Raw genomic sequence first — 23960 nt, forward strand, 5'->3', positions numbered from 1 at the left:
AACCCGCGATTATCCCGCTCACCCGGAACCCGACCTGCCCGCCCGCCTGCGATGTCCAACGTCTTCAACTTCACCTTTGTCCCGTGGTTCCGTTCGGTCGCGCCCTACATCCACAAGCACCGCGGCAACACGCTGGTGGTGGGCATCGCGGGTGAAGCGATTGCCGCGGGCAAGCTGCAGAACCTCGTGCAGGACCTCGCGCTGATCCAGAGCATGGGCGTCAAGATCGTGCTGGTGCACGGCTTCCGGCCCCAGGTGAACGAGCAGTTGCGCCTGAAGAACCACGAGGCGCGCTACTCGCACGGCATGCGCATCACCGACGAAGTGGCGCTCGATTGCGCGCAAGAGGCCGCGGGCCAGCTGCGCTACGAGATCGAAGCCGCGTTCAGCCAGGGCCTGCCCAACACGCCCATGGCCGGCGCCACGGTGCGCGTGATCTCGGGCAATTTCATCACCGCGCGCCCGGTGGGCCTGATCGATGGCGTGGACTTCATGCACTCGGGCCTGGTGCGAAAGGTCGACACCGACGGCATCCAGCGCACGCTCGACATGGGTGCCCTGGTGCTGCTCTCACCCTTCGGCTTCTCGCCCACGGGCGAGGCCTTCAACCTCACCATGGAAGACGTGGCGACCTCGGTGGCCGTGGCGCTGCAGGCCGACAAGCTGATGTTCCTCACCGAGATCCCGGGCATCCGCGTGGACGCGGCCGACCCCGACAGCGAGATCGACACCGAGCTGCCGCTGGCCGATGCCCAGCGCCTGCTGGCCAGCCTGCCCAAGGCCGAGCACCCCACGGACACGGCCTTCTACCTGCAGCACTGCATCCGCGCCTGCCAGGGCGGCGTGGAGCGCAGCCACATCCTGCCCTTCGCGGTCGACGGTGCGCTGCTGCTGGAGATCTACACCCACGACGGCATCGGCACCATGGTGGTCGACGAGAAGCTCGAGAGCGTGCGCGAGGCCACCATCGACGACGTGAGCGGCATCGTGGCGCTGATCGAGCCCTACGAAAAAGACGGCACCCTGGTCAAGCGCGACCGCCACGAGATCGAGCGCGACGCGGGCTACTACACCATCATCGAGCACGACGGCGTGATCTTCGGCTGCGCCGCGCTCTACCCCTACCCCGAGGAACGCACGGGCGAGATGGCCGCGCTCACGGTGTCACCGCAGTCGCAGAGCCAGGGCGACGGCGAACGGCTGCTCAAGCGCATCGAGGCGCGCGCCAAGGCCCAGGGCCTGCAGAGCATCTTCGTGCTCACCACGCGCACCATGCACTGGTTCGTCAAGCGCGGCTTCGTGCAGGTCGGGGCCGACTGGCTGCCCGAGGCACGCAAGCGCAAGTACAACTGGGACCGGCGCAGCCAGGTGCTGATGAAAAAGCTCTGAGGCCGCGCGTGCTCAGCGCGCCGGGCGGGCCAACAAGAGGCCCAGCGCCAGCAGCGTGAAGGCCACGAACCACAGGAACGACCAGTTCGCGATCGTCAGGCCGAGAAAGGTCCAGTCGATCTTCGAGCAGTCGCCGCTGCCGCGGAAGATCATGGGGATCGCGCGGCCCAGCGGAAAGGCCTCGATCATCCCGAAGAAGTCGCGCCCGCACGACATGATCTCGGGCGGGTTCCACTGCAGCCAGCTCTGGCGCGCCGCGGTGAAGGCACCGAAGCCCGCGAACAGGCCCATGAGGCCCACGCCCACCTGGCGCGCGCCGCGCGACTTCAGGCTGGCGGCCAGCGCGGCCAGCACCGCCACCAGGATCAGCGCGTAGCGCTGCACGATGCACATGGGACAGGGCTCGAGCCCCACCACGTGCTGCAGGACCATGCCGAAGGCCAGCAGGGCCACGCAGACCGCGGCCACCAGGGCCAGCACCTGACGGGGCCGCTGCGCGGGCCAGGCGAGCAAGGCGCTCATGGCGCGCTCAGCTCACGAACGCACGCTCGATGACGAAGTCACCCGGCGTGGTGGTGTTGCCTTCCTTGAAGCCCAGCTTTTCGCACAGGGCCTTGAGGTCGCGCAGCATCTCGGGACTGCCGCAGATCATCACGCGGTCCTCGGCGGGGTTGAGCGGGGGAATGCCCAGGTCCTTGGCGATCACGCCGTCGGCCAGCAACTGCGGGATGCGGCCCTGGTGCATGAAGGGTTCGCGCGTGACCGTCGGGTAGTAGAGCAGCTTCTGTTTGACCATGTCGCCGAGGAATTCGTCCTGCTTGAGCGTCTCTGTGATGAGCTCGCGGTAGGCGAGTTCCTTGACCTGGCGCACGCCGTGGATCAGCACCACCTGCTCGTAGCGCTCGTAGGTCTCGGGGTCGCGGATGATGCTCATGAACGGCGCCAGGCCCGTGCCCGTGCCCAGCAGGTACAGGCGCTTGGCGGGCAGCAGGTAGTCGATCAGCAGCGTGCCCGTGGGCTTCTTGCCCACGATCACCGTGTCGCCGGGCTGGATGTGCTGCAGCCGCGAGGTGAGCGGGCCGTCCTGCACCTTGATGCTCAGGAATTCCAGGTGCTCGGCCCAGTTCGGGCTCACGATGCTGTAGGCGCGCAGCAGCGGCTTGCCGTCCACGCGCAAGCCGATCATGGTGAAGTGGCCGTTGGAGAAACGCAGCGAGGTGTCGCGCGTGGTGGTGAAGCTGAAGAGGCGGTCGGTCCAGTGGTGAACGCTCAGCACGCGCTCTTCGTTGAATGCACTCATGGTGGGAAACAGGTAGGCCCCGCAAGGGGCGACAGGGGTATTGTAAAAAGCGGCCCTGCCAGGGCCGCAGCGCCGACCCTCACGGGCTTGTGGCAGATCAAAGCTTGCTACAGTGCAGGCCCTCGGACGATCGACCGCGACGCTCGGCGCGCATCTTGCCGCAGCCGGCCTCGAACACGAACGAATCGTTTATTCCATCCGATATAACTCGGCCGCATAACGCGCCGGCCCACGACAAGGACACCCCGATGGCACGAATGGTTCAATGCATCAAGCTGGGCAAGGAAGCCGAAGGCCTGGACTTCCCCCCCTACCCTGGCGAGCTGGGCAAGAAGATCTACGAAAGCGTGAGCAAGGAAGCCTGGGCCGCCTGGCTGCGCCACCAGACCATGCTGCTCAATGAGAACCGCCTGAACCTGGCCGACGCGCGTGCCCGCCAGTACCTGGCGCGGCAGATGGAAAAGCACTTCTTTGGCGAAGGCGCGGACGCGGCCGCCGGCTTCGTGCCGCCCACGGCGCCCTGAGCGCCCGCCCCCAGCCTTGCAGGCCCGCCGCGAGCGGGCCTCTTGTTTTCTGACATGCAACACCATCCCCGCCACGCCTGCGTCGTGGGTGCCGGCCTGGCGGGCGCGGCCGTGGCCGCGCACCTGGTGCGCCGCGGCTGGACCGTGCAGCTGCTGAGCGCGGGCGATCGGCCCGCCGACGGCGCCTCGGCCCTGCCCGTGGGCATGTTGAGCCCGCACGTGACGCGCTCGCCCACGCCCCTGTCGCGCCTGACCGCGCTGGGCGTGCCGCGGATGCGCGCCGAGCTCGAACGCCTGTTGCCGCCGGGCCGCGGCTGGTGGCCCACGGAGGTCGACAACCACGGCCACGACCCCGGCCGGCACCCGGCCACCCTGGTGCGACCGGGCGCGCTGGTGCAGGCCTGGATCGACGAAGCCCGCGCGAGCGGCCGCCTCTCGCTGCGCCTGGGCGCGCGCCTGGCGCGGCTGGAACGCGCGGACGGCGGCTGGCGCCTGCTCGATGTGGCGGGGGCCGAGCTCGCGCGCAGCGCCACCGTGGTGCTGGCCGCCGCGCTGGGCAGCCGCGCCCCCACCGACGCCCTGGGCCTGGCCCTGCCGCTGCGACCGGTGCAGGGCCAGCTGAGCCTGGGCCCGCTGCAAGGGCCGGCGCTGGCCGAACGCCCGCAGCGCAACGACGGCGTGTTCGTGCCCGATTTCCACGACCCCGGGCTGGCTCCCCTGTGGCCCGAGCGCATCTGGGCCGTTGGCTCGACCTTTCGCCGCGGCGCCACCGACACCACGATCGACGACGCCGCCCACCGCGAGAACCTCGAGCGGCTGCGCCCGCTCTCGCCCGCCGCGGCCGAGGCCATGGCAGGCGATCTCACTGCGGGCCGGCTGCTGGGCTGGGCCGGGGTGCGCTGCGCCTCGCTCGACCGCCTGCCGCTGATCGGTGCCGCGCCCGACACCGCGGCCTGGCCCGAACGCCCGCAGCGCTGGCCCGCGCTCGCGGCCCTGCCGCGCCTGGACGGTCTGCACCTGTGCTGCGCCTTCGGTTCGCGCGGCCTTTCGCTGGCCGCGTTCGCGGGGGAATGGCTGGCCTCGGCCATCGACGGCACGCCGCTGCCGCTGGAGGCCGACCTGCGCGACGCGATCGACCCGGCGCGCTTCGCCTGGCGCGCGGCCAGGCGCGGGCCAGGCTGAGTGGCGGCGCGCCCGGCCTACCGCGGCCCGGGTTTCAGAGCATGTCCAGCCACTGCGACACCACCGGCGGCTGCAGCGGCCGCGGCAGCACCGCCGACACGCCCAGGCGCCGGGTGTGCTGCTGCACGCGGCGGCGGCGCCACCAGCCGCCGCGCGGGCTCGCGAGCTCGGTGATGGCCAGGGTCATGGCCTGGGGATAGCGCTCGCGAAAGAGCTGCATCAGGCCCCAGGCGTCGATGTGGTGGTCGTCGAGGTTGAACACCCCGCACAGGTAGTCGAACTGCGAAATGCACTCGGCCGCGCGTTCGGTGGTGCGCGCCTCGTCCACGAAGGGCACGGCCGCCAGCGACAGCCGGGTGCGCAGGTACAGGCCCTCTTCCTCGCCCACGCCCACCACCAGGGCGCGGCGCACCGCGCTCTGCGGGAAGTTGCCGACGTCGATGTCCAGCGGTGCGGGCTGGGTCACGTCCAGATCGAGCAGGCCCGAATCGCTCTGGGTGGCGGCGAAGACCGCGTCGAGGTCGTGCAGCAGGTCGGCCCAGTTGATGGGGCGCTCCAGCACGCGCCAGGCGTGGTCGGGGGCGTCACTGCCCACCCAGATCAGGCGCTGGCTTTCGTGCGGCGCGCGGGCCGACGACAGCACCGCCTCGGCGCAGTCACCGTCCACCAGCAGCACCGGCGGCGGCTCGCCCGTGGGGCCGGTGCCGTTCCAGGGCGCATAGACCACCTCGCGCTCGCGCGACAAACGAAAAACGGTGTTCAGGGCGTGGCGCTCCACGTCCGTGAACCCGATCACCTGAACCAGCACACCAGCACCCAGCATGGTCCGCGATGGTAGTGCCCCGCGGACCGGTTTCCCGCGGGTTCCGCGAACGGCCCGGGCCGCCGTGCGCTTGTTCACGCCCCGGTCAGGCCACCGGCTTATTCCACCCAGCTATAGGCGCATGAGAAAAATGTAGTTCGCCGAATAAGCCGTGCTGCCTACAGTGCCGGCCATGCCCGAGTACGCCATCGTCATCGCCGGATTCGCCGTGGGCCTCATCGTGGGGCTCACAGGGGTGGGCGGCGGCTCGCTCATGACGCCGATCCTGATCTTCTTCTTCGGCGTCAAGCCCTACCTGGCCGTGGGCACCGACCTGCTGTTCGCGGCCACCACCAAGGCCGGCGGCACCCTGAGCCTGGCGCGGCAAAAGCTCGTGCCCTGGCGCGTGGTGGCCTGGCTGTCGGCGGGCAGCCTGCCGGCCGCCGCGCTCACGCTCTACACCCTGCACCGCGTGGGGCCCGCGAGCGCACCGGTGCAAAAGGCCATGACGCTCACGCTGGGCGTGGCGCTGGTGCTCACCGCGCTGGCCATGTTCTACAAGGCCGCGCGCGGCCGCCAGCTGCCGCGCCAGTTGAACAACGCCGACCTCGACCAGGCCATGCGCGCGCGCCACCCCGCGCTGCCGGTGCTGTTCGGCGCGCTCATCGGCACCCTGGTCACACTGACCTCGGTGGGCGCCGGCGCCATCGGCGTGTCGGTGCTGCTGCTGCTGTTTCCCCTGCTGCCGCTGCCGCGCATCGTGGCCGCCGACATCGCCTACGCCGTGCCGCTCACGCTGCTGGCCGGCCTGGGCCACGCCAGCCTGGGTTCGGTCGACTGGCACCTGCTGGGCCTGCTGCTGTGCGGCTCGCTGCCCGGCATCTGGCTGGGCACGCGCCTGGTGCACCGCACGCCCGAGCGGCTGGTGCGATCGGGCCTGTCGGTGCTGATCGGCTACGCCGGCCTCAAGCTGATCGCGATCTGATTTTCCCCACGCTCCGCCATGTACCGCTACAACGACTTCGACCGCCAATTCGTCCAACTGCGCGCCGCCCAGTACCGCGACCAGCTCCAGCGCTGGCAGGCCGGCACCCTGTCCGACGACGCCTTCAAGCCGCTGCGCCTGCAGAACGGCTGGTACATCCAGCGCTTCGCGCCCATGCTGCGCGTGGCCGTGCCCTACGGCGACATCAACAGCGAACAGCTGCGCGTGCTGGCCCGCGTGGCGCGCGAGTTCGATCACAAGGAAGCGCACGACACCAGCAAGGCCAACGCCGCGCTGGCCGACGTGCCCTCGCTGCCCGACCGCACCGCGCACTTCACCACGCGCTCCAACGTGCAGTTCAACTGGATCCCGATCGAGCGCTCGGCCGACGTGATGGACCTGCTGGCCTCGGTGGGCCTGCACGGCATCCAGACCAGCGGCAACTGCATCCGCAACACCACCACCGACGCGCTCGCGGGCATCGCCGTGGACGAGGTGGCCGACCCGCGCCCCTTCGCCGAGCTGCTGCGCCAGTGGAGCACGCTGCACCCCGAGTTCGCCTTCCTGCCGCGCAAGTTCAAGGTGGCCATCACCGGCGCGCGCGAAGACCGCGCCGCCACGCCCTGGCACGACGTGGGCCTGCGCCTGTGGCACAACGTGGACGGCGAGCTGGGCTTCCAGGTGCGCGTGGGCGGCGGCATGGGCCGCACGCCCATCATCGGCACGGTGATCCGCGAGTTCCTGCCGTGGCACCAGATGCGCAACTACCTCGAGGCCATCGTGCGCGCCTACAACCGCTTCGGCCGCCGCGACAACGCCTACAAGGCGCGCATCAAGATCCTCGTGAAGGCCGAAGGCCAGGCCTTCGCCGATGCGGTGGAAGCCGAGTACCGCGACATCCTCGACAAAGACGGCGCGCCGCACACCATCACCCAGGCCGAGCTCGACCGCCTCACCGCCTTCTTCGCACCGCCGCCCGCGAGCTGCGACCGCAAGAGCGCCGACGCCAAGATCGCCCACATCCTCAAGGCCGCGGCCGAGGACGACCTGGAGTTCAGCCGCTGGCTCACGCGCAACGTGAAGCCGCACCAGAACCCCGACCTGCGCGCGGTCACGCTGTCGTTCAAGCGCGTGGGCCAGGCGCCCGGCGACGCCACCGCCGAACAGCTCGAACGCGCGGCCGACCTGGCCGACCGCTTCTCCAGCGGCGAGGCGCGCGTGACGCACGAGCAGAACCTGCTGCTGCCCTGGGTGCGCTGCGACCAGCTGCCCGAGCTCTGGCGCGAGGCGCGCCGGCTCGGCCTGGCCAAGCCCAACATCGGCCTGCTCACCGACATGATCGCCTGCCCCGGCGGCGACTTCTGCGACCTCGCCAACGCGCGTTCGCTGCCGATCGCACAGGCCGTGCTCTCGCGCTACACCGACCTCGACGAGCTGCACGACCTGGGCGAGATCGACCTGCACATGAGCGGCTGCATCAACAGCTGCGGCCACCACCACAGCGGCCACATCGGCATCCTCGGCGTCGACAAGGACGGCCAGGAGTGGTACCAGGTGACGCTGGGCGGCTCCGACGGCACGCGCCTGTCGGGTGCGGCCACGCCGGGCAAGGTGATCGGCCCCTCGTTCGCCGCCAGCGAAGTGCCCGAGGTGCTCGAAGCCGTGCTCGACACCTACCGCGCGCAGCGCGAGGCCGACGAGACCTTCATCGCCACGCTGCGCCGCGTCGGCATCGAGCCGTTCAAGACCGCCGCCAACGCGGTGCGCAGCGCCACCGCGCGCACGACCGAAACCGCCTGAGGACCGCGCCATGACCATCGAACTCTTCCTGGCCGACCGCTTCACCCCCGCCGAGAGCGAGGCCGAGCGCCGCGTGCTCGCCAACACCGACGACCCGCGCGAGACCGACCTCACGGGCGTGCGCGTGGTGGAGCTGCAATTCCCCAAGTTCACCGACGGCCGCGCCTTCAGCCAGGCCTTTCTGCTGCGCCGCCGCCTGGGCTTCACGGGCGAGATCCGCGCCACCGGCGACGTGCTGATCGACCAGGTGCTGCAGATGCAGCGCAGCGGCTTCACGCAGGCCGTGCTGGCCGCGGGCCAGGACCTGGCCCACGCGCGGCGCCTGCTCGCGCACTACCCCGGCTTCTACCAGGGCGATGCGGTGCACACCGCGCCGCAAACCGCCGCATCAGCCGCCGCCGCCTGAGGACCGCCCCATGAGCGCCATCGACCTCTACGACCGCCCCTCGGCCGATTTCGACACCAAGGTGCAGCGCGCCATGGCACTGCTGCAGGCGCAGGCCGCGCTGCACCCACGGCTGACGCAGGCATCCAGCCTGGGCGCCGAAGACATGGTGGTCACGCACCTGATCCACCTGGCCGGCATCGAGGCCAGCGTGTTCGTGCTCGACACCGGCAAGCTGCACGCCGAGACCCTGGCGCTGATCCCGCGGATCGAGCAGCGCTACGCCACCACCGTGCGCGTGTTCCGCCCGCAGCACGAAGCCGTGGTGCACTTCGTGCGCCAGAACGGCGACGACGCGATGTACCGCAGCATCGAGCTGCGCAAGGCCTGCTGCGACGTGCGCAAGATGGAGCCGCTGGCGCGCGCCCTCGACGGCCACGACGGCTGGATCACCGGCCTGCGCCGCGAGCAGTCGAACGCACGCGCCGACGTGGGCGAGGTGGTGCAGGAGCCCGCGCGCGTGAAGCTCAACCCCCTGGTCGACTGGACCTGGGGCGATGTGTGGCATTTCATCGCCACGCACCAGCTGCCCTACAACGAACTGCACGACCGCTTCTTCCCCAGCATCGGCTGCGAGCCCTGCACCCGCGCCATCAGCGTCGGCGAGGACTTCCGCGCCGGCCGCTGGTGGTGGGAGCAGGAAAGCGCCAAGGAATGCGGCCTGCATGTGCAAGCCGCCGTGTCCTCTCTTGATCGGACCCCCGCATGAACGCCCGCACCGAACCCGCCGTGGTCGAAACCGCCCTTTTGCACGATTCGCACGATTCGCACGAGATGCAGGCCTCGGCCCACCAGCTGAGCAACGCCCACCTCGACGCGCTCGAAGAGGAAACCATCTTCATCCTGCGCGAAGTGGCCGGCGCCTTCGAACGCCCCGCGCTGCTGTTCTCGGGCGGCAAGGACTCGCTGGTGATGCTCAAGTGCGCCGAGAAGGCCTTTGGCGCGGGCCGCATCCCCTACCCGCTGCTGATGATCGACACCGGCCACAACTTCCCCGAGGTGACCGACTTCCGCGACCAGCGCGCCCAGGAGCTCGGCGCCGAGCTGATCGTGCGCAGCGTGGAAGACTCGATGAAGCGCGGCACGGTGCGCCTGGCCCACCCGGGCGAGAGCCGCAACGTGCACCAGTCGGTCACGCTGCTCGAAGCCATCGAGGAATTCCGCTTCGACGCGCTGATCGGCGGCGCGCGCCGCGACGAGGAAAAGGCGCGTGCCAAGGAGCGCATCTTTTCGCACCGCGACAGCTTCGGCCAGTGGCAGCCCAAGGCCCAGCGCCCCGAGCTCTGGACCCTGTTCAACACCCGGCTGCACCCCGGCGAGCACTTCCGCGTGTTCCCCATCAGCAACTGGACCGAGCTCGACGTGTGGCAGTACATCGCGCGCGAAAACATCGCCCTGCCCTCGATCTACTACACGCACCGCCGCGAAGTGGTGGACCGCCGCGGCCTGCTCGTGCCGGTGACCGAACTCACCCCGCCGCGCGAGGGCGAGCGGGTGGAGCTGCGCGACGTGCGTTTCCGCACCGTGGGCGACATCACCTGCACCTGCCCGGTGGAGAGCACCGCCGCGACGCCCCAGGACATCGTGATCGAGACCCTGGCCGCCGAGGTCAGCGAGCGCGGCGCCACGCGCATGGACGACAAGACCAGCGACGCCTCGATGGAGCGCCGCAAGAAAGAGGGCTACTTCTGATGAGCACCGCCACCGCCACCCCCGTCGCCGACGACACCCGCGCCGCGCTGCGCCTGATCACCTGCGGCAGCGTCGACGACGGCAAAAGCACGCTGATCGGCCGCCTGCTGGTGGACAGCAAGGCCGTGCTGCAGGACCACCTGGCCGGCGTGCAGCGCCAGGGCCAGACCGACCTTGCCCTGCTCACCGACGGCCTGTCGGCCGAGCGCGAGCAAGGCATCACTATCGACGTGGCCTACCGCTACTTCAGCACCGAGGCGCGCAAGTTCATCATTGGCGACGCACCCGGCCACGAGCAGTACACGCGCAACATGGTCACGGCCGCGAGCAGCGCCGACGCCGCGGTGGTGCTGGTCGACGCCACCAAGCTCGACTGGCGCAACCCCGCGCTCGCGCTGCTGCCGCAGACGCGCCGCCACAGCCTGCTGCTCAAGCTGCTGCGTGTGCCCTCCGTGGTGTTCGCGGTGAACAAGCTCGACGCCGTGGAAGACAGCGCCCTGGCCTTCGCGCACATCGGTGCCGCGTTGCGCGCCTTCGCCGAGCAGGCCGAACTCGCCTTCAAGGCCGTGGTGCCGGTATCGGCCCTCAAGGGCTGGAACGTGGTCGACGGCCCCGAGGCCGCCGGCTGGTGCGGCTACCAGGGCCCCACGCTGCTCGAATGGCTCGAACAGCTGCCCGTGACCGCGCCCGACGCCGCGCTGCCGCTGGCCTTTCCGGTGCAGTGGGTGGAGAAGTTCTCGTCCTCGTCGGACACCTCGCAGGGCCGCCGCGTGTTCTGGGGCCGCGTGGCCGCGGGCACGCTCGCCGCGGGCCAGCGCGTGCGCGTGGCGCCCCACGGCCAGACCGCCGTCGTGGCCCAGGTGCTCGACCACGTGCGCCAGCCCGGCACCGTGGCCGCGGGCCACAGCGCGGGCATCGTGCTCGACCGCGAGCTCGACGTCTCGCGCGGCGACTGGCTGCTGGCCGTGGACGAGGCCGGCGAGTCGCTCGCGCCGCAGCGCGAGATCGCCGCCACCCTGGCCTGGCTCGACGACGAACCCCTGCTGCCCGGCCGCACCTACTGGGCGCTGCACGGCCACCGCTGGGTCAAGGCCAAGGTCAAGCGCATCGTGCACCAGCTCGACATCCACACCCTGGCCGAGCACGACGCCACCGAGCTGCCGCCCAACGCCATCGGCCACGTGGAGCTCGCGCTGCAGGAGCCGCTCGCGGTGCAGCCCTTCGTGCGCTCGCGCGCCCTCGGTGCGCTGGTGCTCGTGGACACCGCCAGCCACCGCACGGCCGCCGCGGTGCTGGTGCGCTGAGCCCGCCGTAAAATCGCTGTTTTCCGAATTCCCGCCCACCCCACCATGACCCACGTCGTCACCGAAGCCTGCATCCGCTGCAAATACACCGACTGCGTCGATGTCTGCCCCGTGGACTGCTTCCGCGAAGGTCCGAACTTCCTCACGATCGACCCCGACGAGTGCATCGATTGCGCGGTCTGCATCCCCGAGTGCCCGGTGAGCGCGATTTACGCCGAAGAAGACCTGCCCAAGGACCAGCTGCACATGACCGAGCTCAACGCCGAGCTCGCCAAGCTGCCCACCTGGAAGAGCATCACCAAGCGCAAGGCCCCGCTGCCCGACGCCGAGGCGTGGAAAGACCGCACCGGCAAGCTCGGCGAGCTGATCCGCTGAGATGTCCGACATTGCGCCGATCGAAACCGATGCCCTGGTGATCGGCGCCGGTCCGGCAGGCCTGTGGCAGGTGTTCCAGCTCGGCCTGCAGGGCATCGCGGCGCAGGTGATCGACGCCCTGCCGCACGTGGGTGGCCAGCTCGCCGAGCTCTACCCCGACAAACCCATCTACGACATCCCCGGCCTGCCGGTCTGCACCGGCCGTGAGCTGGTGCAGCGCCTGCAGCAGCAGGTGCGGCCGTTTGCGCCCACCCTGCACCTGGGGCAATCGGTGACCACGCTGCAGCGCGAGGCCGACCAGCGCTGGCGCGTGGCCACCAGCGCCGGCACCACCTTCCTCGCGCGCACCGTGTTCATCGCCGCGGGCGTGGGCGCGTTCCAGCCCAAGCGCCTCAAGCTCGAAGGCATCGAGGCCTTTGAGCCCGCCCAGGTGCAGCACCGCCTCGACGACCCCGCGGCCTTCGCGGGCCGGCACGTGGTGGTGCACGGCGGTGACGACCTCGCGATCGACTGGGCCCTGCGCCTGCTCGACAGCCCCGCCCCGCCCGCGCGCCTGAGCCTGCTGCACCGGCGCGAGGTGCTGGGCTCGGACGACCCGGCCGCGCTCGAACGCGTGCAGGCCGCGATCGCCGCAGGCCGCATCGCGCTCGTGGTGGGCCAGCCCACGGGCCTGCGCGCCCAGGCCGGGCGGCTGCAGGCGCTCGAGCTGCTCGACCCGCAAGGCCAGCCGCAAACCCTGGCGCTCGACCACCTGCTGGTGGCGCTGGGCCTGTCGCCCCGCCTGGGCCCGGTGGCCGACTGGGGCCTGGCCATGGAGCGCAAGCAGCTCGTGGTCCAGCCCGAGAGCTGCGAAACCAGCGAGGCGGGCCTGTTCGCGGTGGGCGACATCAACACCTACCCGGGCAAGAAGAAACTCATCCTCTGCGGCTTCCACGAGGCCACGCTCGCGGCCTTCGCCGCGGCCGCGGTGCTGCGCCCCGACGAGCGCCTGCCGCTGCAATACACCACCACCAGCCCCAGGCTCAAACGGCTGCTGGGCGTGGCGCCGGGCTAGGCCCGATACAATCCGCGCGCGTTTTCACCAACGCATCCGCTAGGGGTGTTGTGGCCTTCGCCGGCCGCGACTGAGAGAGTCCCTTCGAACCTGATTGAGGTAATCCTCGCGCAGGGAAGCAGCAGCGAAGCAGCCACCGCACGCCGTGCGGCCCCGGCCGCCCGCCACGCCCACCTGCCATGGACCGTCACCGGACCCACCACATGGCAACGCACAACCGATTCCGTCTGCTCCCCGTGGCCCTCGCGGCCGCGCTGTGCGCCACCGCGCACGCCCAGCCCGCCCAGCCCGCCCCGCGCGCCGACACCACGCTCGCGCCCGTCACCATCCGCAGCGCCGCGCAAGACGCCACGGCCGACGTCACCGGCTTCGGCGACCAGCCGCTGTCGTCGACCCCGGTGAGCGCCACCGTGGTCGGCAGCGATGCCATCGCCGACAGCGGCGCGCGCACGCTGCGCGACCTCTACCGCTTCGACAGCTCGGTGGGCGACGCCTACAACGCCGCGGGCTACTACGACTACGCGAGCGTGCGCGGCTTCGTGCTCGACCCGAGCTACAACTACCGCCGCGACGGCCTGCCCATCAGCGCCGAAACCAGCCTCTCGCTCGAACACCTCGAGCGCGTGGAGTTGCTCAAAGGCACCAGCGGCATCCAGGCCGGCACCAGCGCGCCCGGCGGCCTGTTCAACGCCGTGGTCAAGCGCCCCACCAACGAGCCGCTGCGCCGCCTGCGCGCCGAGGTCAACAGCAACGGCAATGCGCTCACCCACCTCGACCTGGGCGGCCGGCTCGCCGAAGGCGACTTCGGCTACCGCCTCAACCTCGCGGGCGAACGGCTCAAGGGCGAGGCGCGCGGCACCGAGGGCTGGCGCGGCCTGGCCGCGCTCGCGGTGGACGCGCGCCTCTCGCGCGACAGCCTGCTCGAAGCCGAGTTCGAACTCTCGCGCCGCCGCCAGCCCAGCGTGCCGGGCCTGAGCCTGCTCGGCAACACGCTGCCGCCGGCCGACCCCAAGATCAACATCAACACCCAGCCCTGGAGCCAGCCGGTGGACTTCCGCAACTTCAGCGGCAGCCTGCGCTATACCCAGGCCATCGACGCGCGCTGGAATTGGCAGGCCCAGCTCGGCACGCAGCGCCTGCGCACCGACGACTTCCTCGCCTACCCGTTCGGCTGCTTCGACGCCGGCAGCGGCACCTACTATGCCGACCGCTACTGCCCCAACGGCGACTTCGATCTCTACGACTTCCGCAGCCTCAACGAGAAGCGCAACACGACCGCCGCGCAGTGGCGCATCAACGGCCAGTTCGAGACCGGCGCCGTGGGCCACAAGCTCTCGGCCGGCGTGCTCACCAGCCGGCTGCGTGTGCGCGGCCAGCCCCAGGCCGACAACAACGCCGCCGTGGGCACCGGCAACCTGTTCACCCTGCCCGCGCTGCCCGCCGACCCGAGCTTCACCGACCCCTTCACCAACCGCAGCGAACGCAGCACCGAGTTCTTCGCCACCGACGTGATCCAGTGGACGCCCGCGCTGCAGACCTGGCTGGGCCTGCGCCACACGCGCCTGGACCGCCAGAGCGTGCGCACCGACGGCAGCCGCGTCACCGACTACAGCCAGGACTTCACCACGCCCTGGCTCGCCATGAGCGTGAAGCTCAGCCCGGTGCACACGGCCTATGCGAGCTGGGGCCAGGGCGTGGAGTCGGAGGTGGTGGCGGGCCGCGCGCGCTACACCAACAACGGCGAAGCCCTGCCCGCGCTCAAGAGTGACCAGTGGGAGATCGGCCTCAAGGCCGACGACGGCCGCTCGCGCTGGCACGCCACGCTGTTCAACGTGGCGCGCCCGGTGTCGGCCGACCGCCTCAACACCGGCGCCAGCTGCAGCGACAGCACGCCGGGCTCGTGCACGCGCGTGATCGATGGCGAAGCGCGCCACCGCGGCCTCGAACTCGGGGGCGGCCGCCGCAGCGGTGCGTGGTCGTACGACGCCAGCGTGACCTGGATCGACGCCGAACGCCGCGACTCGGTGCTCACGCCCGCGCTCAACGGCAAGCGCCCCACCAACGTGCCGCAATGGGTGCTGCGCGCCAACCTCGGCTACAGCGTGGCCGCGGTGCCGGGCCTGCGCCTGGGCGCGCACCTCTCGCACGAAGGCAACCGCACGGTGCTGCCCGACGAGTCGATCAAGATCCCGTCGTGGACGCGTGTGGACGCCTCGCTGCGCTACGACACGCGCCTCATGAACCGCCCCACCACCTGGACCGTGGCGATCCACAACCTGTTCGACCGCCGCTACTTCCAGGAAGCGCCCTACCAGTACGAACACGTCTACCTGTTCCCCGGCGCCTCGCGCACCCTGCGCGTGGCGATGGACACCGCTTTCTGACAAGTTCGTGCGAGCGGACTCGAAAACGGCCCAAAATGACGCTATACTCTGAGGCTGTTCCCTGATAGCTCAGTCGGTAGAGCGACGGACTGTTAATCCGCAGGTCCCTGGTTCGAGTCCAGGTCGGGGAGCCACCCAACACACAGCAAAGGCCTTCATCCGAAGGCCTTTGTCGTTTCTGGAACCCGGGCCAGCCGGCACGGCTCTGTCTCCCCATGCGCACCCTGCTCCGCCTCGGCTTCTGGCTCAGCCTCAGCGTGCTGACCATCGCTTCGCTGGTCCCCGTGCAACTGCTGCCCCAGCAGGTCATGAGCATTTGGGACAAGGCCCAGCACGCGCTGGGCTTCGCGTGGCTCGCGGCGCTCGGGCTGCTCGCGTATCCGCGGCTCGTGTGGCCGCTGGCCGCCGGGCTCGTGCTCTGGGGCGGCGCGATCGAGCTCATGCAGTGGGGCACGGGCTGGCGCTACGGCGAATGGATCGACTGGCTGGCCGACGTGATCGGTATCACAGCGGCGTTGCTCGTGTGGCACTGCCTGCCCTCACGCTGGACGGGTCGCGCTTGATGCGCGGCGGGCGCTGCGCACAATAGCGCCATGACCCAGACGCCCCCCACCAGACCGCTGCCCTGGCTGGAGCCGGGGGAGCCATTTCCGCCGGTGGAACAGGCCTGGGGCCCCAGCGATCCCGCACCCGGCCTGCTGGCTGCCGGTGGCGTGCTCGACGTCCCCACGCTGCAGGCCGCCTACGCGCGCGGCATCTTTCCCTGGTACAGCTCGGGCCAGCCCATTCTGTGGTGGAGCACCGACCCGCGCATGGTGCTCGAGCCCGCGCGCTTCAGGCTGCATCGTTCATTGCGCAAGACCGTGCAGAAACTGCTGCGCGAGCAGCGGCTCGAGGTGCGCTTCGACCACGACTTCCTGCGCGTGATCCAGGCCTGCGCCCAGACGCCGCGCGAGGGCCAGAGCGGCACCTGGATCCTGCCGGCCATGGTGCAGGCCTACACCCGCCTGCACCGCGCGGGCACGGCCCACTGCGTGGAAACCTGGATCGATGGCGAGCTGTGCGGCGGGCTGTACGCGGTCAACCTCGGCGGCATGGTGTTCGGCGAATCCATGTTCAGCCGCCGCAGCGACGCGTCCAAGATCGCGCTCGCGGCCTTGGTGGCGTTCTGCCGCGCGCACGGCATCACGCTGATCGACTGCCAGCAGGACACGGCCCACCTGGCCTCGCTGGGCGGGCGCCTGATGCCGCGCGACGCCTTCGTCCAGCACGTGCGTCTGGCATTGCTGCAGCCGGCCCCGCGCTGGGAATTCAGCCCCCTATACTGGCGCGAAATCCTCACCTCTGACGACGGCGCGTGACGCACCCCAAGGAACTCCCGCTCCAGGCGCTGCAGTTTTACGCGACGGCGCCTTACCCGTGCAGCTACCTCGCGGGCCGGCAGGCGCGCTCCCAGGTGGCCACGCCCAGCCACCTCATCCACAACGACGCGTACTCGGACCTCGTCACGCACGGCTTCCGGCGCAGCGGCATGTTCACCTACCGGCCGTATTGCGACGGCTGCAACGCCTGCATCCCGCTGCGCGTGCCGGTGAACGGCTTCACGCCCAACCGCAGCCAGCGCCGCGCCCAGCGCCAGCACGCCGGTCTGATCACGCGCGTGCTCAAGCTGTGCTTCGTGCCCGAGCACTACCAGCTCTACCTGCGCTACCAGAACAGCCGCCACGCCGGCGGCGGCATGGACCACGACAGCGTCGACCAGTACACGCAGTTCCTGCTGCAAAGCCGCGTCAACTCGCGGCTCGTGGAGTTTCACGAACCCGACGCGAACGGCGAGCCGTCGCGCCTGGTCATGGTCTCGATCATCGACGTGCTCAACGACGGCCTGTCGGCCGTCTACACCTTCTACGAGCCCGAGGCGCGCGCGGCCTACGGCACCTACAGCGTGCTGTGGCAGATCGAGCAGGCGCGGGCCCTGGAGCTGCCGCACGTCTACCTGGGCTACTGGATCGAGCAGAGCCCGAAGATGGCCTACAAGGCCGGGTTCCGCCCGCACGAGCGGCTGGTGGACGGCCGCTGGAGACGCCTGGAAGACTGATCCGGGCCGCGTCGGCCACACGGGGTCGATTTCATCTCGTAAGATGGCGCTTGCACTCCCGATCATGATCAAGCGAACCGACACCCCCCCGTCAGCGCCCACCGTCCAGGTGCTCGAGCGCATGTTCAACCTGCTCGAGGTGCTCGCCTCGCGAGAGGAGCCGGTCTCCCTCAAGGAAATCAGCGAGAAGACCGGTCTGCACCCCTCGACCGCCCACCGCATCCTCAACGACCTCACGATCGGCCGCTTCGTCGACCGCCCCGAGGCCGGCAGCTACCGCCTGGGGATGCGACTGCTCGAGCTCGGCAACCTCGTGAAGGCGCGACTCAACGTGCGCGACGCGGCGCTGGGCCCGATGCGGGAGCTGCACAAGCAGATCCAGCAGCCGGTGAACCTGAGCGTGCGCCAGGGCGACGAAATCGTGTACGTGGAGCGCGCCTACAGCGAGCGATCGGGCATGCAGGTGGTTCGCGCCATCGGCGGCCGCGCGCCGCTGCACCTCACCTCCACCGGCAAGCTATTCCTGGCCGACGACGACGCCGCGCGCGTGCGCGCCTACGCCACGCGCACCGGCCTCGCAGGCAATACGCGCAACAGCCTCACACAGTTGCCCGCGCTGGAGCGCGAGCTCGCGCAATGCCGCCAGACCGGTGTGGCGCGCGACAACGAAGAACTGGAGCTCGGCGTGCGCTGCATGGCCGCCGGCATTTACGACGACCAGCGCAAGCTCGTGGCGGGTTTGTCGATCTCGGCCCCGGCCGATCGCATCGACGAGGGCTGGCTGCCTCGGCTGCAGGCGACTGCGGCAGAAATCTCCGCCGCGCTCGGCCACCCGAGCGACCGCTTGCCGCGGCCCGGCGCGCGCTGATCAGCCCTGCGGGCGGGCGCGCTCGGTGGTGAGCACGTCACCGCCGCGGTTCTCGACCCAGCGGCGCACGCGCTCGGCGTCCTGCAGGCGGCCGAGTTTGCCGGTGGCGTCGAGGAACACCATGATGAGCTGGCGGCCGGCCACGCGGGCCTGCATCACGAGGCAGCGGCCGGCCTCGGAGATGTAGCCGGTCTTCTGCAGGCCGATGTCCCAGTCGGGGCTCTTCACCAGGCGGTTCGAGTTGTTGTACTGCAGGGTGCGGCGGCCCACGTCGACTTCATAGCCGGGCGAGGTGGAGAGGTCGCGCAGCATCGGCCGCTCGTAGGCGGCCGACACCAGGGTGGCGAGGTCGCGCGCGCTCGAGCGGTTGTCGCTCGAGAGGCCCGTGGGCTCGACGTAGCGCGTGTCGTGCATGCCCAGCTGGGCCGCCTTGGCGTTCATGAGGCGCACGAACTCGCGCATGCCGCCCGGGTAGGTGCGGCCCAGGGCATTGGCGGCGCGGTTCTCGCTCGACATCAGCGCCAGGTGCATCATTTCGCCGCGCGTGAGCGTGGTGCCCACGGCCAGGCGCGAGCCGCTGCCCTTGAGCGTGTCGATGTCGTCGCGCGTGATGGTGATGGGCTCGTTCATGTCGAGCTTCTCGTCCACCACGACGAGGCCCGTCATGAGCTTGGTGAGCGACGCGATGGGCAGCACCGCGTGGTCGTTCTTGGAGAACAGCACTTCCTGCGTCTGCTGGTCGATGACCAGCGCGACGTTCGAGTTGAAATCGAGGTGATCGGCGCTGTCGCGCAGGCCCATGCGCGGGGCCATGGACGGGGACGGTGCGGCGATGGCCGTTTGCATCACCGCGGCAGCGGGCTCGGCCTTGACGGCGCGCAGGTGGCTGCTGCTGACCTTGACCGCACCGGCCTTGGCCGTGGGCTGCATCACCTTGCTGCGACGCGCCTGCACGGGCGTCTTGGCGCGGGCCACGCTGACCTTGCGGGTGGCGGTCTTGCGCGAGGCCGCGGCGGTCTTGGCGGCGACGGGCTTTTTCACCGGCACCTTCTTGACCTGCGCTTTTTTGGTCTTGGCGTTGGTGGTCGAGGCCTGGGCAGCGGTGGGCAGCGTGGTGCCGCCCAGCACAGCCATGGCCATCACCAGGGCACACAGCGATTTCAGGGCATTCGAACGCAACAACATGACTCCACACTCCGGCTCAGACCAACGCTGGCGGGAGTATAGGGACGCCGAAAAAATTCAGCAATATCAAAAACTTGGAAGGCTGTCTTGAGCGATCGGAGGAAAAAGGCCACGCATACTGCCTTTTTCTGACCTTTTCGCCCGATGAGCTTCCAAGTGCTTGATTTTCTTGAACTTAGCCCTGTGCCGCGACGCGGTCGGCCTTGCTGTGGAGTTTGTTCAGCGCGCTCAGGTAGGCCTTGGCCGAGGCCACCACGATGTCCGGGTCGGAACCCACGCCGTTGACCACGCGGCCACCGTGCTGCAGGCGCACCGTGACCTCGCCCTGGCTTTCGGTGGAGCCCGAGGTGATGGCGTTGACCGAGTACAGGAGCAGCTCGGCGCCGCTCTTGACGTGCTGCTCGATCGCCTTGAGTGAGGCATCGACCGGGCCGTTGCCATCGGCCTCACCGTGGAATTCCTTGCCGTCCACGGTGAACACCACGGCGGCGTGCGGGCGCTCGCCGGTTTCACTGCGCTGCGAGAGCGACACCAGGCCGTACTGCTCGCGCTCGGCCGTCACGCTCTCGTCGCTCACCAGCGCGAGGATGTCCTCGTCGAAGATCTCGGCCTTGCGGTCGGCCAGCTCCTTGAACTTGGCGAACGCGGTGTTGATCTCGGACTCCGACTCCATCTCGATGCCAAGCTCCTGCAGGCGCTGCTTGAAGGCGTTGCGGCCCGAGAGCTTGCCCAGCACGATCTTGTTCGCGGCCCAGCCCACGTCTTCGGCGCGCATGATCTCGTAGGTGTCGCGTGCCTTGAGCACGCCGTCCTGGTGGATGCCGCTGGCGTGGGCGAAGGCGTTGGCGCCCACCACGGCCTTGTTGGGCTGCACCACGAAGCCCGTGGTCTGGCTCACCATGCGGCTGGCGGGCACGATCTGCGTGGCGTCCACGCCCACGGTGAGGCCGAAGTAGTCGCGGCGCGTGCGCACCGCCATCACGATCTCTTCGAGCGAGCAGTTGCCCGCGCGCTCGCCCAGGCCATTGATGGTGCACTCCACCTGGCGCGCGCCGCCGATCTTCACGCCCGCGAGCGAGTTGGCCACGGCCATGCCCAGGTCGTTGTGGCAATGCACGCTCCAGATGGCCTTGTCGGAGTTGGGCACGCGCTCGCGCAGGGTGCGGATGAAGTTGCCATACAGCTCGGGCACCGCGTAGCCCACGGTGTCGGGAATGTTGAGCGTGGTCGCGCCCTCGTCGATCACGGCCTCGAGCACGCGGCACAGAAAGTCCACGTCGCTGCGGTAGCCGTCTTCGGGGCTGAACTCGATGTCGCCCACAAGGTTGCGCGCGAAGCGCACCGACTGCCGCGCCTGCTCGAGCACCTGCTCGGGCGTCATGCGCAGCTTCTTCTCCATGTGCAGCGCACTGGTGGCGATGAAGGTGTGGATGCGCGCCCGGTTCGCGCCCTTGAGCGCCTCGGCCGCACGCGAGATGTCGCGGTCGTTGGCGCGCGCGAGCGAACACACCGTGGAGTCCTTGATGGTGTCGGCGATCGCCTTCACCGACTCGAAGTCGCCGTTCGAGCTGGCGGCAAAACCGGCCTCGATCACGTCGACCTTGAGGCGCTCGAGCTGGCGGGCGATGCGCAGCTTTTCGTCCTTGGTCATGGAGGCGCCAGGCGATTGCTCGCCGTCGCGCAGGGTGGTGTCGAAGATGATCAGTTGTTCGCTCATGGTGGGGCTCCGGTGGGTCGCTCGGCGTTCAGGACGCGGCGTGTTCGATCGATGCGGATTGTGCTTGTGGGGCGGCGCGCCGCAGCCCCGAGACGATGGCTTTGAACGAGGCCGATACGATGTTGGTGTCGCGGCCGACGCCGAACACGGTGTGCTGCCCGTCCACGCGCAGCTCCATGTAGGCCATGGCCTGCGCCTGGGCGCCGGCGCCGATGGCGTGTTCATGGTAGTCGAGCACGCGCACATGGCGGCCCGTGGCGGCGTTGAGCGCGCTCACGAAGGCGTCGATGGGACCGTTGCCCTGCCCCTGCACGGGCATCACGCGGCCGTTCCAGTCGAGGTCCGCGGCCACGCGCACCTGGCCGTCGGCCTGCTCGGTGGTGCTCACATGGGCCGGCGCCGCGCTGGCCAGGCCGTATTCGCGTTCGAACAACTGCCACAGGTCACGCGCCACGAGCTCCTTGCCTTCGGTGTCCATCACGGCCTGCACCACCTGGCTGAACTCGATCTGCAGGCGCCGCGGCAGTTCAAGGCCGTACTCGGTTTCGAGCAGGTAGGCGATGCCGCCCTTGCCCGACTGGCTGTTCACGCGGATCACGGCCTCGTAGCTGCGGCCCAGGTCCTTGGGGTCGATGGGCAGGTAGGGCATGTTCCAGACGTCGTTGTCTTGCCGGGCCGCGAAGGCCTTCTTGATCGCGTCCTGGTGCGAACCCGAGAACGAGGTGTAGACCAGGTCGCCCACGTAGGGGTGGCGCGGGTGCACGGGCAACTGGTTGCAGTGCTCCACGGTGCGGCGGATCTCGTCGATGTCGGAGAAATCGAGCCCGGGCGACACGCCTTGCGTGTAGAGGTTGAGCGCCACGTTCACGATGTCGAGGTTGCCGGTGCGCTCGCCGTTGCCGAACAGGCAGCCCTCGAGGCGGTCGGCGCCGGCCATGAGCGCGAATTCGCCCGCGGCGGTGCCCGTGCCGCGGTCGTTGTGCGGGTGCACCGAGAGCACGATGGCGTCGCGCCGCGCCAGGTGGCGGTGCATCCACTCGATCATGTCGGCGAAGATGTTGGGCGTGCTGTGCTCCACCGTGGACGGCAGGTTCACGATGCACTTGTGTTCCGGCGTGGGCGCCCAGACCTCGGTCACCGCATCGACCACACGCTTGGAGAAGGCGAGCTCGGTGCCCGAGAACATTTCGGGTGAGTACTGGAAGGTCCAGCGCGTGCCCGGCTGCTCGGCAGCGAGCTGCTTGAACAGGCGCGCGTTGTCGGTGGCGAGCGCCACGATTGCGTCCTCGTCCATGCCCAGCACCACCCGGCGCATGACGGGTGCGGTGGCGTTGTAGAGGTGCACGATGGCGCTGCGCGCGCCCTGCAAGGCCTCGAAGGTGCGGCGGATCAGGGGCTCGCGGGCCTGGGTGAGCACCTGGATCGTCACATCCTCCGGGATCAGGTTTTCCTCGATCAGGCGGCGCACGAATTCGAATTCGATCTGCGAGGCCGAGGGGAAACCGACCTCGATCTCCTTGAAGCCGATCTTCACGAGCTGGCGGAACATGCGCAGCTTGCGTTCCACGTCCATGGGCTCGATCAGCGCCTGGTTGCCATCGCGCAGGTCGGTGCTCAGCCAGACCGGTGCTTTGCGGATGACGGCATCGGGCCAGGTGCGGTCCTTGAGGCCGACGGGCTGGAAGGCGGCGTACTTGCTTGCAGGTTGCTTGAGCATGGTGTGGACTCTCTCGGTTCGACAGAACCCGCAGCCCCAGAAACACGAACGGCCCGCTGCGGGTGCAAACGGGCCGTTTGGTGTGAATCGCTCGCGCGCTACCGCATCTGCCCGGTCAGGACACCCAGTAGTAGCAGCGAAGCGGCTTGGGAAAACATGCGATGCAATGTATCACAAGCCCATCAGCGACCCGATAGGGGTTGACGATGGGTGCGATCAGTCATGCAGGCCGCGTTCGTCGGGCTCGTCGGTCGAGGTGCTGATCACGCTCGTGGGCCGGCCCTTGGACTTGCGCCAGAAGTACACGCCATAACCCGAGAGGCCGTACACCACGAACAGCAGGAACAGCACGGTGGGCGGGTGGATGTTGATCACCGCGATGCCCAGCGCCACGAGCACCAGCGCCGCGAACGGCACGCTCTTTTTCAGGCTCAGGTCCTTGAAGCTGTAGAAGGGCACGTTGGTCACCATGGTGAGCCCCGCGTAGAGGGTGAGCGCGAAGAGCACCCAGGTGACGTCCATGGGCGCCACACCGGTCTCCTGCATGAGCCAGATGAAACCCGCCACCAGTGCCGCGGCCGCGGGCGACGGCAGGCCCTGGAAGAAGCGCTTGTCGACCACGCCGGTGTTCACGTTGAAACGCGCGAGGCGCAGCGCGGCGCAGGCGCAATACACGAAGGCCGCGATCCAGCCCCAGCGGCCGAGGTCACGCAACGCCCATTCGTAGGCGATGAGCGCGGGCGCCGCGCCGAAGGACACCATGTCGGCCAGCGAGTCCATCTGCTCGCCGAAGGCGCTTTGCGTGTTCGTGAGCCGGGCCACGCGGCCGTCGAGGCTGTCGAGCACCATGGCCACGAAGATGCCCACGGTCGCGAGGTCGAAGCGCTCGTTCATGGCCATGACCACCGCATAGAAGCCGCCGAAGAGCGCGGCCAGCGTGATCATGTTGGGCAGGAAGTAGATGCCCTTGGGCCGGCGTGGTGCGTCGGCAGTGCGTTCGATTTCGGTCTCGGTTCCGTCGTGCATGGGTGCAATGGGTCGCCGCGGCACAAGACGGCCGCCAGGGGCGCAGTGTACGTGCCACGCGCCCGAATGAAAAAGGCCGGGGCCACCTGCGCGGCCCCGGCCTTGCGTCGCGC

General features: G+C 69.5%; 23 protein-coding genes, 1 tRNA gene and 1 riboswitch. Of the genes, 17 read left to right on the forward strand and 7 right to left on the reverse strand.

The window, feature by feature from the left end:
- Positions 1-51 precede the first annotated feature (51 nt).
- Positions 52-1389 carry an amino-acid N-acetyltransferase gene (argA, locus tag WDZ95_RS17515; protein WP_425780293.1) on the forward strand — a complete coding sequence of 446 codons (1338 nt, stop codon included), beginning with the start codon at positions 52-54 and terminating at the stop codon, positions 1387-1389.
- A gap of 12 nt (positions 1390-1401) precedes the next feature.
- Here the strand turns inward: argA and WDZ95_RS17520 are convergent, their stop codons facing one another.
- A complete protein-coding gene (locus WDZ95_RS17520; RefSeq protein WP_425780295.1) occupies positions 1402-1911 on the reverse strand; it encodes a disulfide bond formation protein B in 510 nt (169 codons plus the stop codon).
- 7 nt (positions 1912-1918) lie between these two features.
- Entirely contained in the window at positions 1919-2689 is a 771-nt protein-coding gene (locus WDZ95_RS17525; protein WP_166226735.1) for a ferredoxin--NADP reductase, read from the reverse strand.
- Positions 2690-2937: 248 nt separating this feature from the next.
- On the opposite strand from WDZ95_RS17525, the gene WDZ95_RS17530 reads away from it, so the two are divergent.
- Together WDZ95_RS17530 and WDZ95_RS17535 are read left to right on the forward strand one after the other, a co-directional pair.
- Positions 2938-3213, forward strand: coding sequence for an oxidative damage protection protein (locus WDZ95_RS17530; RefSeq protein ID WP_166226736.1), 276 nt, complete (start codon positions 2938-2940; stop codon positions 3211-3213).
- A gap of 54 nt (positions 3214-3267) precedes the next feature.
- Complete coding sequence (locus WDZ95_RS17535; protein ID WP_425780298.1) at positions 3268-4395, forward strand: FAD-dependent oxidoreductase; 1128 nt, start codon at positions 3268-3270, stop codon at positions 4393-4395.
- A 34-nt stretch (positions 4396-4429) separates the two neighbouring features.
- Here WDZ95_RS17535 and WDZ95_RS17540 read toward each other — a convergent pair whose 3' ends face one another.
- The gene (locus WDZ95_RS17540) at positions 4430-5218 is read right to left on the reverse strand and encodes a hypothetical protein (protein ID WP_425780300.1); all 789 of its coding nucleotides are present in this window, start codon (positions 5216-5218) and stop codon (positions 4430-4432) included.
- A gap of 172 nt (positions 5219-5390) precedes the next feature.
- Between WDZ95_RS17540 and WDZ95_RS17545 the strand changes: the two genes are divergently transcribed.
- The 14 genes from WDZ95_RS17545 to WDZ95_RS17610 all read left to right on the forward strand — a co-directional run bounded on the left by WDZ95_RS17545 (position 5391) and on the right by WDZ95_RS17610 (position 18202).
- Positions 5391-6182 (forward strand): sulfite exporter TauE/SafE family protein, encoded by a 792-nt coding sequence (locus tag WDZ95_RS17545; RefSeq protein WP_425780302.1) that lies wholly within the window; start codon positions 5391-5393, stop codon positions 6180-6182.
- Positions 6183-6200: 18 nt separating this feature from the next.
- Positions 6201-7982: a nitrite/sulfite reductase gene (locus WDZ95_RS17550; protein WP_166226740.1), complete on the forward strand. Its 1782-nt coding sequence runs from the start codon at positions 6201-6203 to the stop codon at positions 7980-7982.
- Between the two features lie 10 nt (positions 7983-7992).
- Positions 7993-8388, forward strand: a complete 396-nt coding sequence (locus WDZ95_RS17555) for a DUF934 domain-containing protein (RefSeq protein WP_425780305.1) — start codon at positions 7993-7995, stop codon at positions 8386-8388.
- Between the two features lie 10 nt (positions 8389-8398).
- On the forward strand, positions 8399-9136 hold the full coding sequence (locus tag WDZ95_RS17560; RefSeq protein WP_425780307.1) for a phosphoadenylyl-sulfate reductase: 738 nt from the start codon (positions 8399-8401) through the stop codon (positions 9134-9136).
- A complete protein-coding gene (gene cysD / locus WDZ95_RS17565) occupies positions 9133-10119 on the forward strand; it encodes a sulfate adenylyltransferase subunit CysD (RefSeq protein WP_425780309.1) in 987 nt (328 codons plus the stop codon). Before WDZ95_RS17560 ends, cysD begins: the two co-directional genes overlap by 4 nt.
- Positions 10119-11423: a sulfate adenylyltransferase subunit 1 gene (locus tag WDZ95_RS17570; RefSeq protein ID WP_425780311.1), complete on the forward strand. Its 1305-nt coding sequence runs from the start codon at positions 10119-10121 to the stop codon at positions 11421-11423. Before cysD ends, WDZ95_RS17570 begins: the two co-directional genes overlap by 1 nt.
- A gap of 45 nt (positions 11424-11468) precedes the next feature.
- Positions 11469-11798 (forward strand): ferredoxin FdxA, encoded by a 330-nt coding sequence (gene fdxA, locus WDZ95_RS17575; protein ID WP_425780313.1) that lies wholly within the window; start codon positions 11469-11471, stop codon positions 11796-11798.
- Position 11799: 1 nt separating this feature from the next.
- Complete coding sequence (locus tag WDZ95_RS17580; RefSeq protein ID WP_425780315.1) at positions 11800-12852, forward strand: NAD(P)/FAD-dependent oxidoreductase; 1053 nt, start codon at positions 11800-11802, stop codon at positions 12850-12852.
- Between the two features lie 31 nt (positions 12853-12883).
- Positions 12884-12986: riboswitch (TPP riboswitch) on the forward strand.
- 69 nt (positions 12987-13055) lie between these two features.
- Positions 13056-15236, forward strand: a complete 2181-nt coding sequence (locus WDZ95_RS17585; RefSeq protein WP_425780317.1) for a TonB-dependent siderophore receptor — start codon at positions 13056-13058, stop codon at positions 15234-15236.
- Positions 15237-15294: 58 nt separating this feature from the next.
- Positions 15295-15370, forward strand: a tRNA-Asn gene (locus WDZ95_RS17590).
- A gap of 81 nt (positions 15371-15451) precedes the next feature.
- A complete protein-coding gene (locus WDZ95_RS17595) occupies positions 15452-15799 on the forward strand; it encodes a VanZ family protein (protein ID WP_166226748.1) in 348 nt (115 codons plus the stop codon).
- Positions 15800-15829: 30 nt separating this feature from the next.
- Entirely contained in the window at positions 15830-16597 is a 768-nt protein-coding gene (aat, locus tag WDZ95_RS17600; RefSeq protein WP_425780319.1) for a leucyl/phenylalanyl-tRNA--protein transferase, read from the forward strand.
- Positions 16594-17334 (forward strand): arginyltransferase, encoded by a 741-nt coding sequence (locus WDZ95_RS17605; RefSeq protein WP_166226750.1) that lies wholly within the window; start codon positions 16594-16596, stop codon positions 17332-17334. The genes aat and WDZ95_RS17605 overlap by 4 nt, the downstream gene beginning before the upstream one ends.
- A 64-nt stretch (positions 17335-17398) precedes the next feature.
- Entirely contained in the window at positions 17399-18202 is an 804-nt protein-coding gene (locus tag WDZ95_RS17610) for an IclR family transcriptional regulator (protein ID WP_166226751.1), read from the forward strand.
- Here the strand turns inward: WDZ95_RS17610 and WDZ95_RS17615 are convergent, their stop codons facing one another.
- The 4 genes from WDZ95_RS17615 to pssA all read right to left on the reverse strand — a co-directional run bounded on the left by WDZ95_RS17615 (position 18203) and on the right by pssA (position 23847).
- The gene (locus WDZ95_RS17615; RefSeq protein WP_166226752.1) at positions 18203-19387 is read right to left on the reverse strand and encodes a serine hydrolase; all 1185 of its coding nucleotides are present in this window, start codon (positions 19385-19387) and stop codon (positions 18203-18205) included.
- A 175-nt stretch (positions 19388-19562) separates the two neighbouring features.
- Positions 19563-21104, reverse strand: a complete 1542-nt coding sequence (locus WDZ95_RS17620) for a 2-isopropylmalate synthase (protein ID WP_166226753.1) — start codon at positions 21102-21104, stop codon at positions 19563-19565.
- Between the two features lie 28 nt (positions 21105-21132).
- Positions 21133-22821 carry a 2-isopropylmalate synthase gene (leuA, locus tag WDZ95_RS17625; RefSeq protein ID WP_425780323.1) on the reverse strand — a complete coding sequence of 563 codons (1689 nt, stop codon included), beginning with the start codon at positions 22819-22821 and terminating at the stop codon, positions 21133-21135.
- Between the two features lie 216 nt (positions 22822-23037).
- Entirely contained in the window at positions 23038-23847 is an 810-nt protein-coding gene (gene pssA, locus WDZ95_RS17630) for a CDP-diacylglycerol--serine O-phosphatidyltransferase (RefSeq protein ID WP_166226755.1), read from the reverse strand.
- Positions 23848-23960: the final 113 nt, after the last annotated feature.

Source organism: Hydrogenophaga sp. T2 (genome assembly GCF_049843535.1).
Classification (GTDB): Bacteria; Pseudomonadota; Gammaproteobacteria; order Burkholderiales; family Burkholderiaceae_C; genus Hydrogenophaga; species Hydrogenophaga crocea.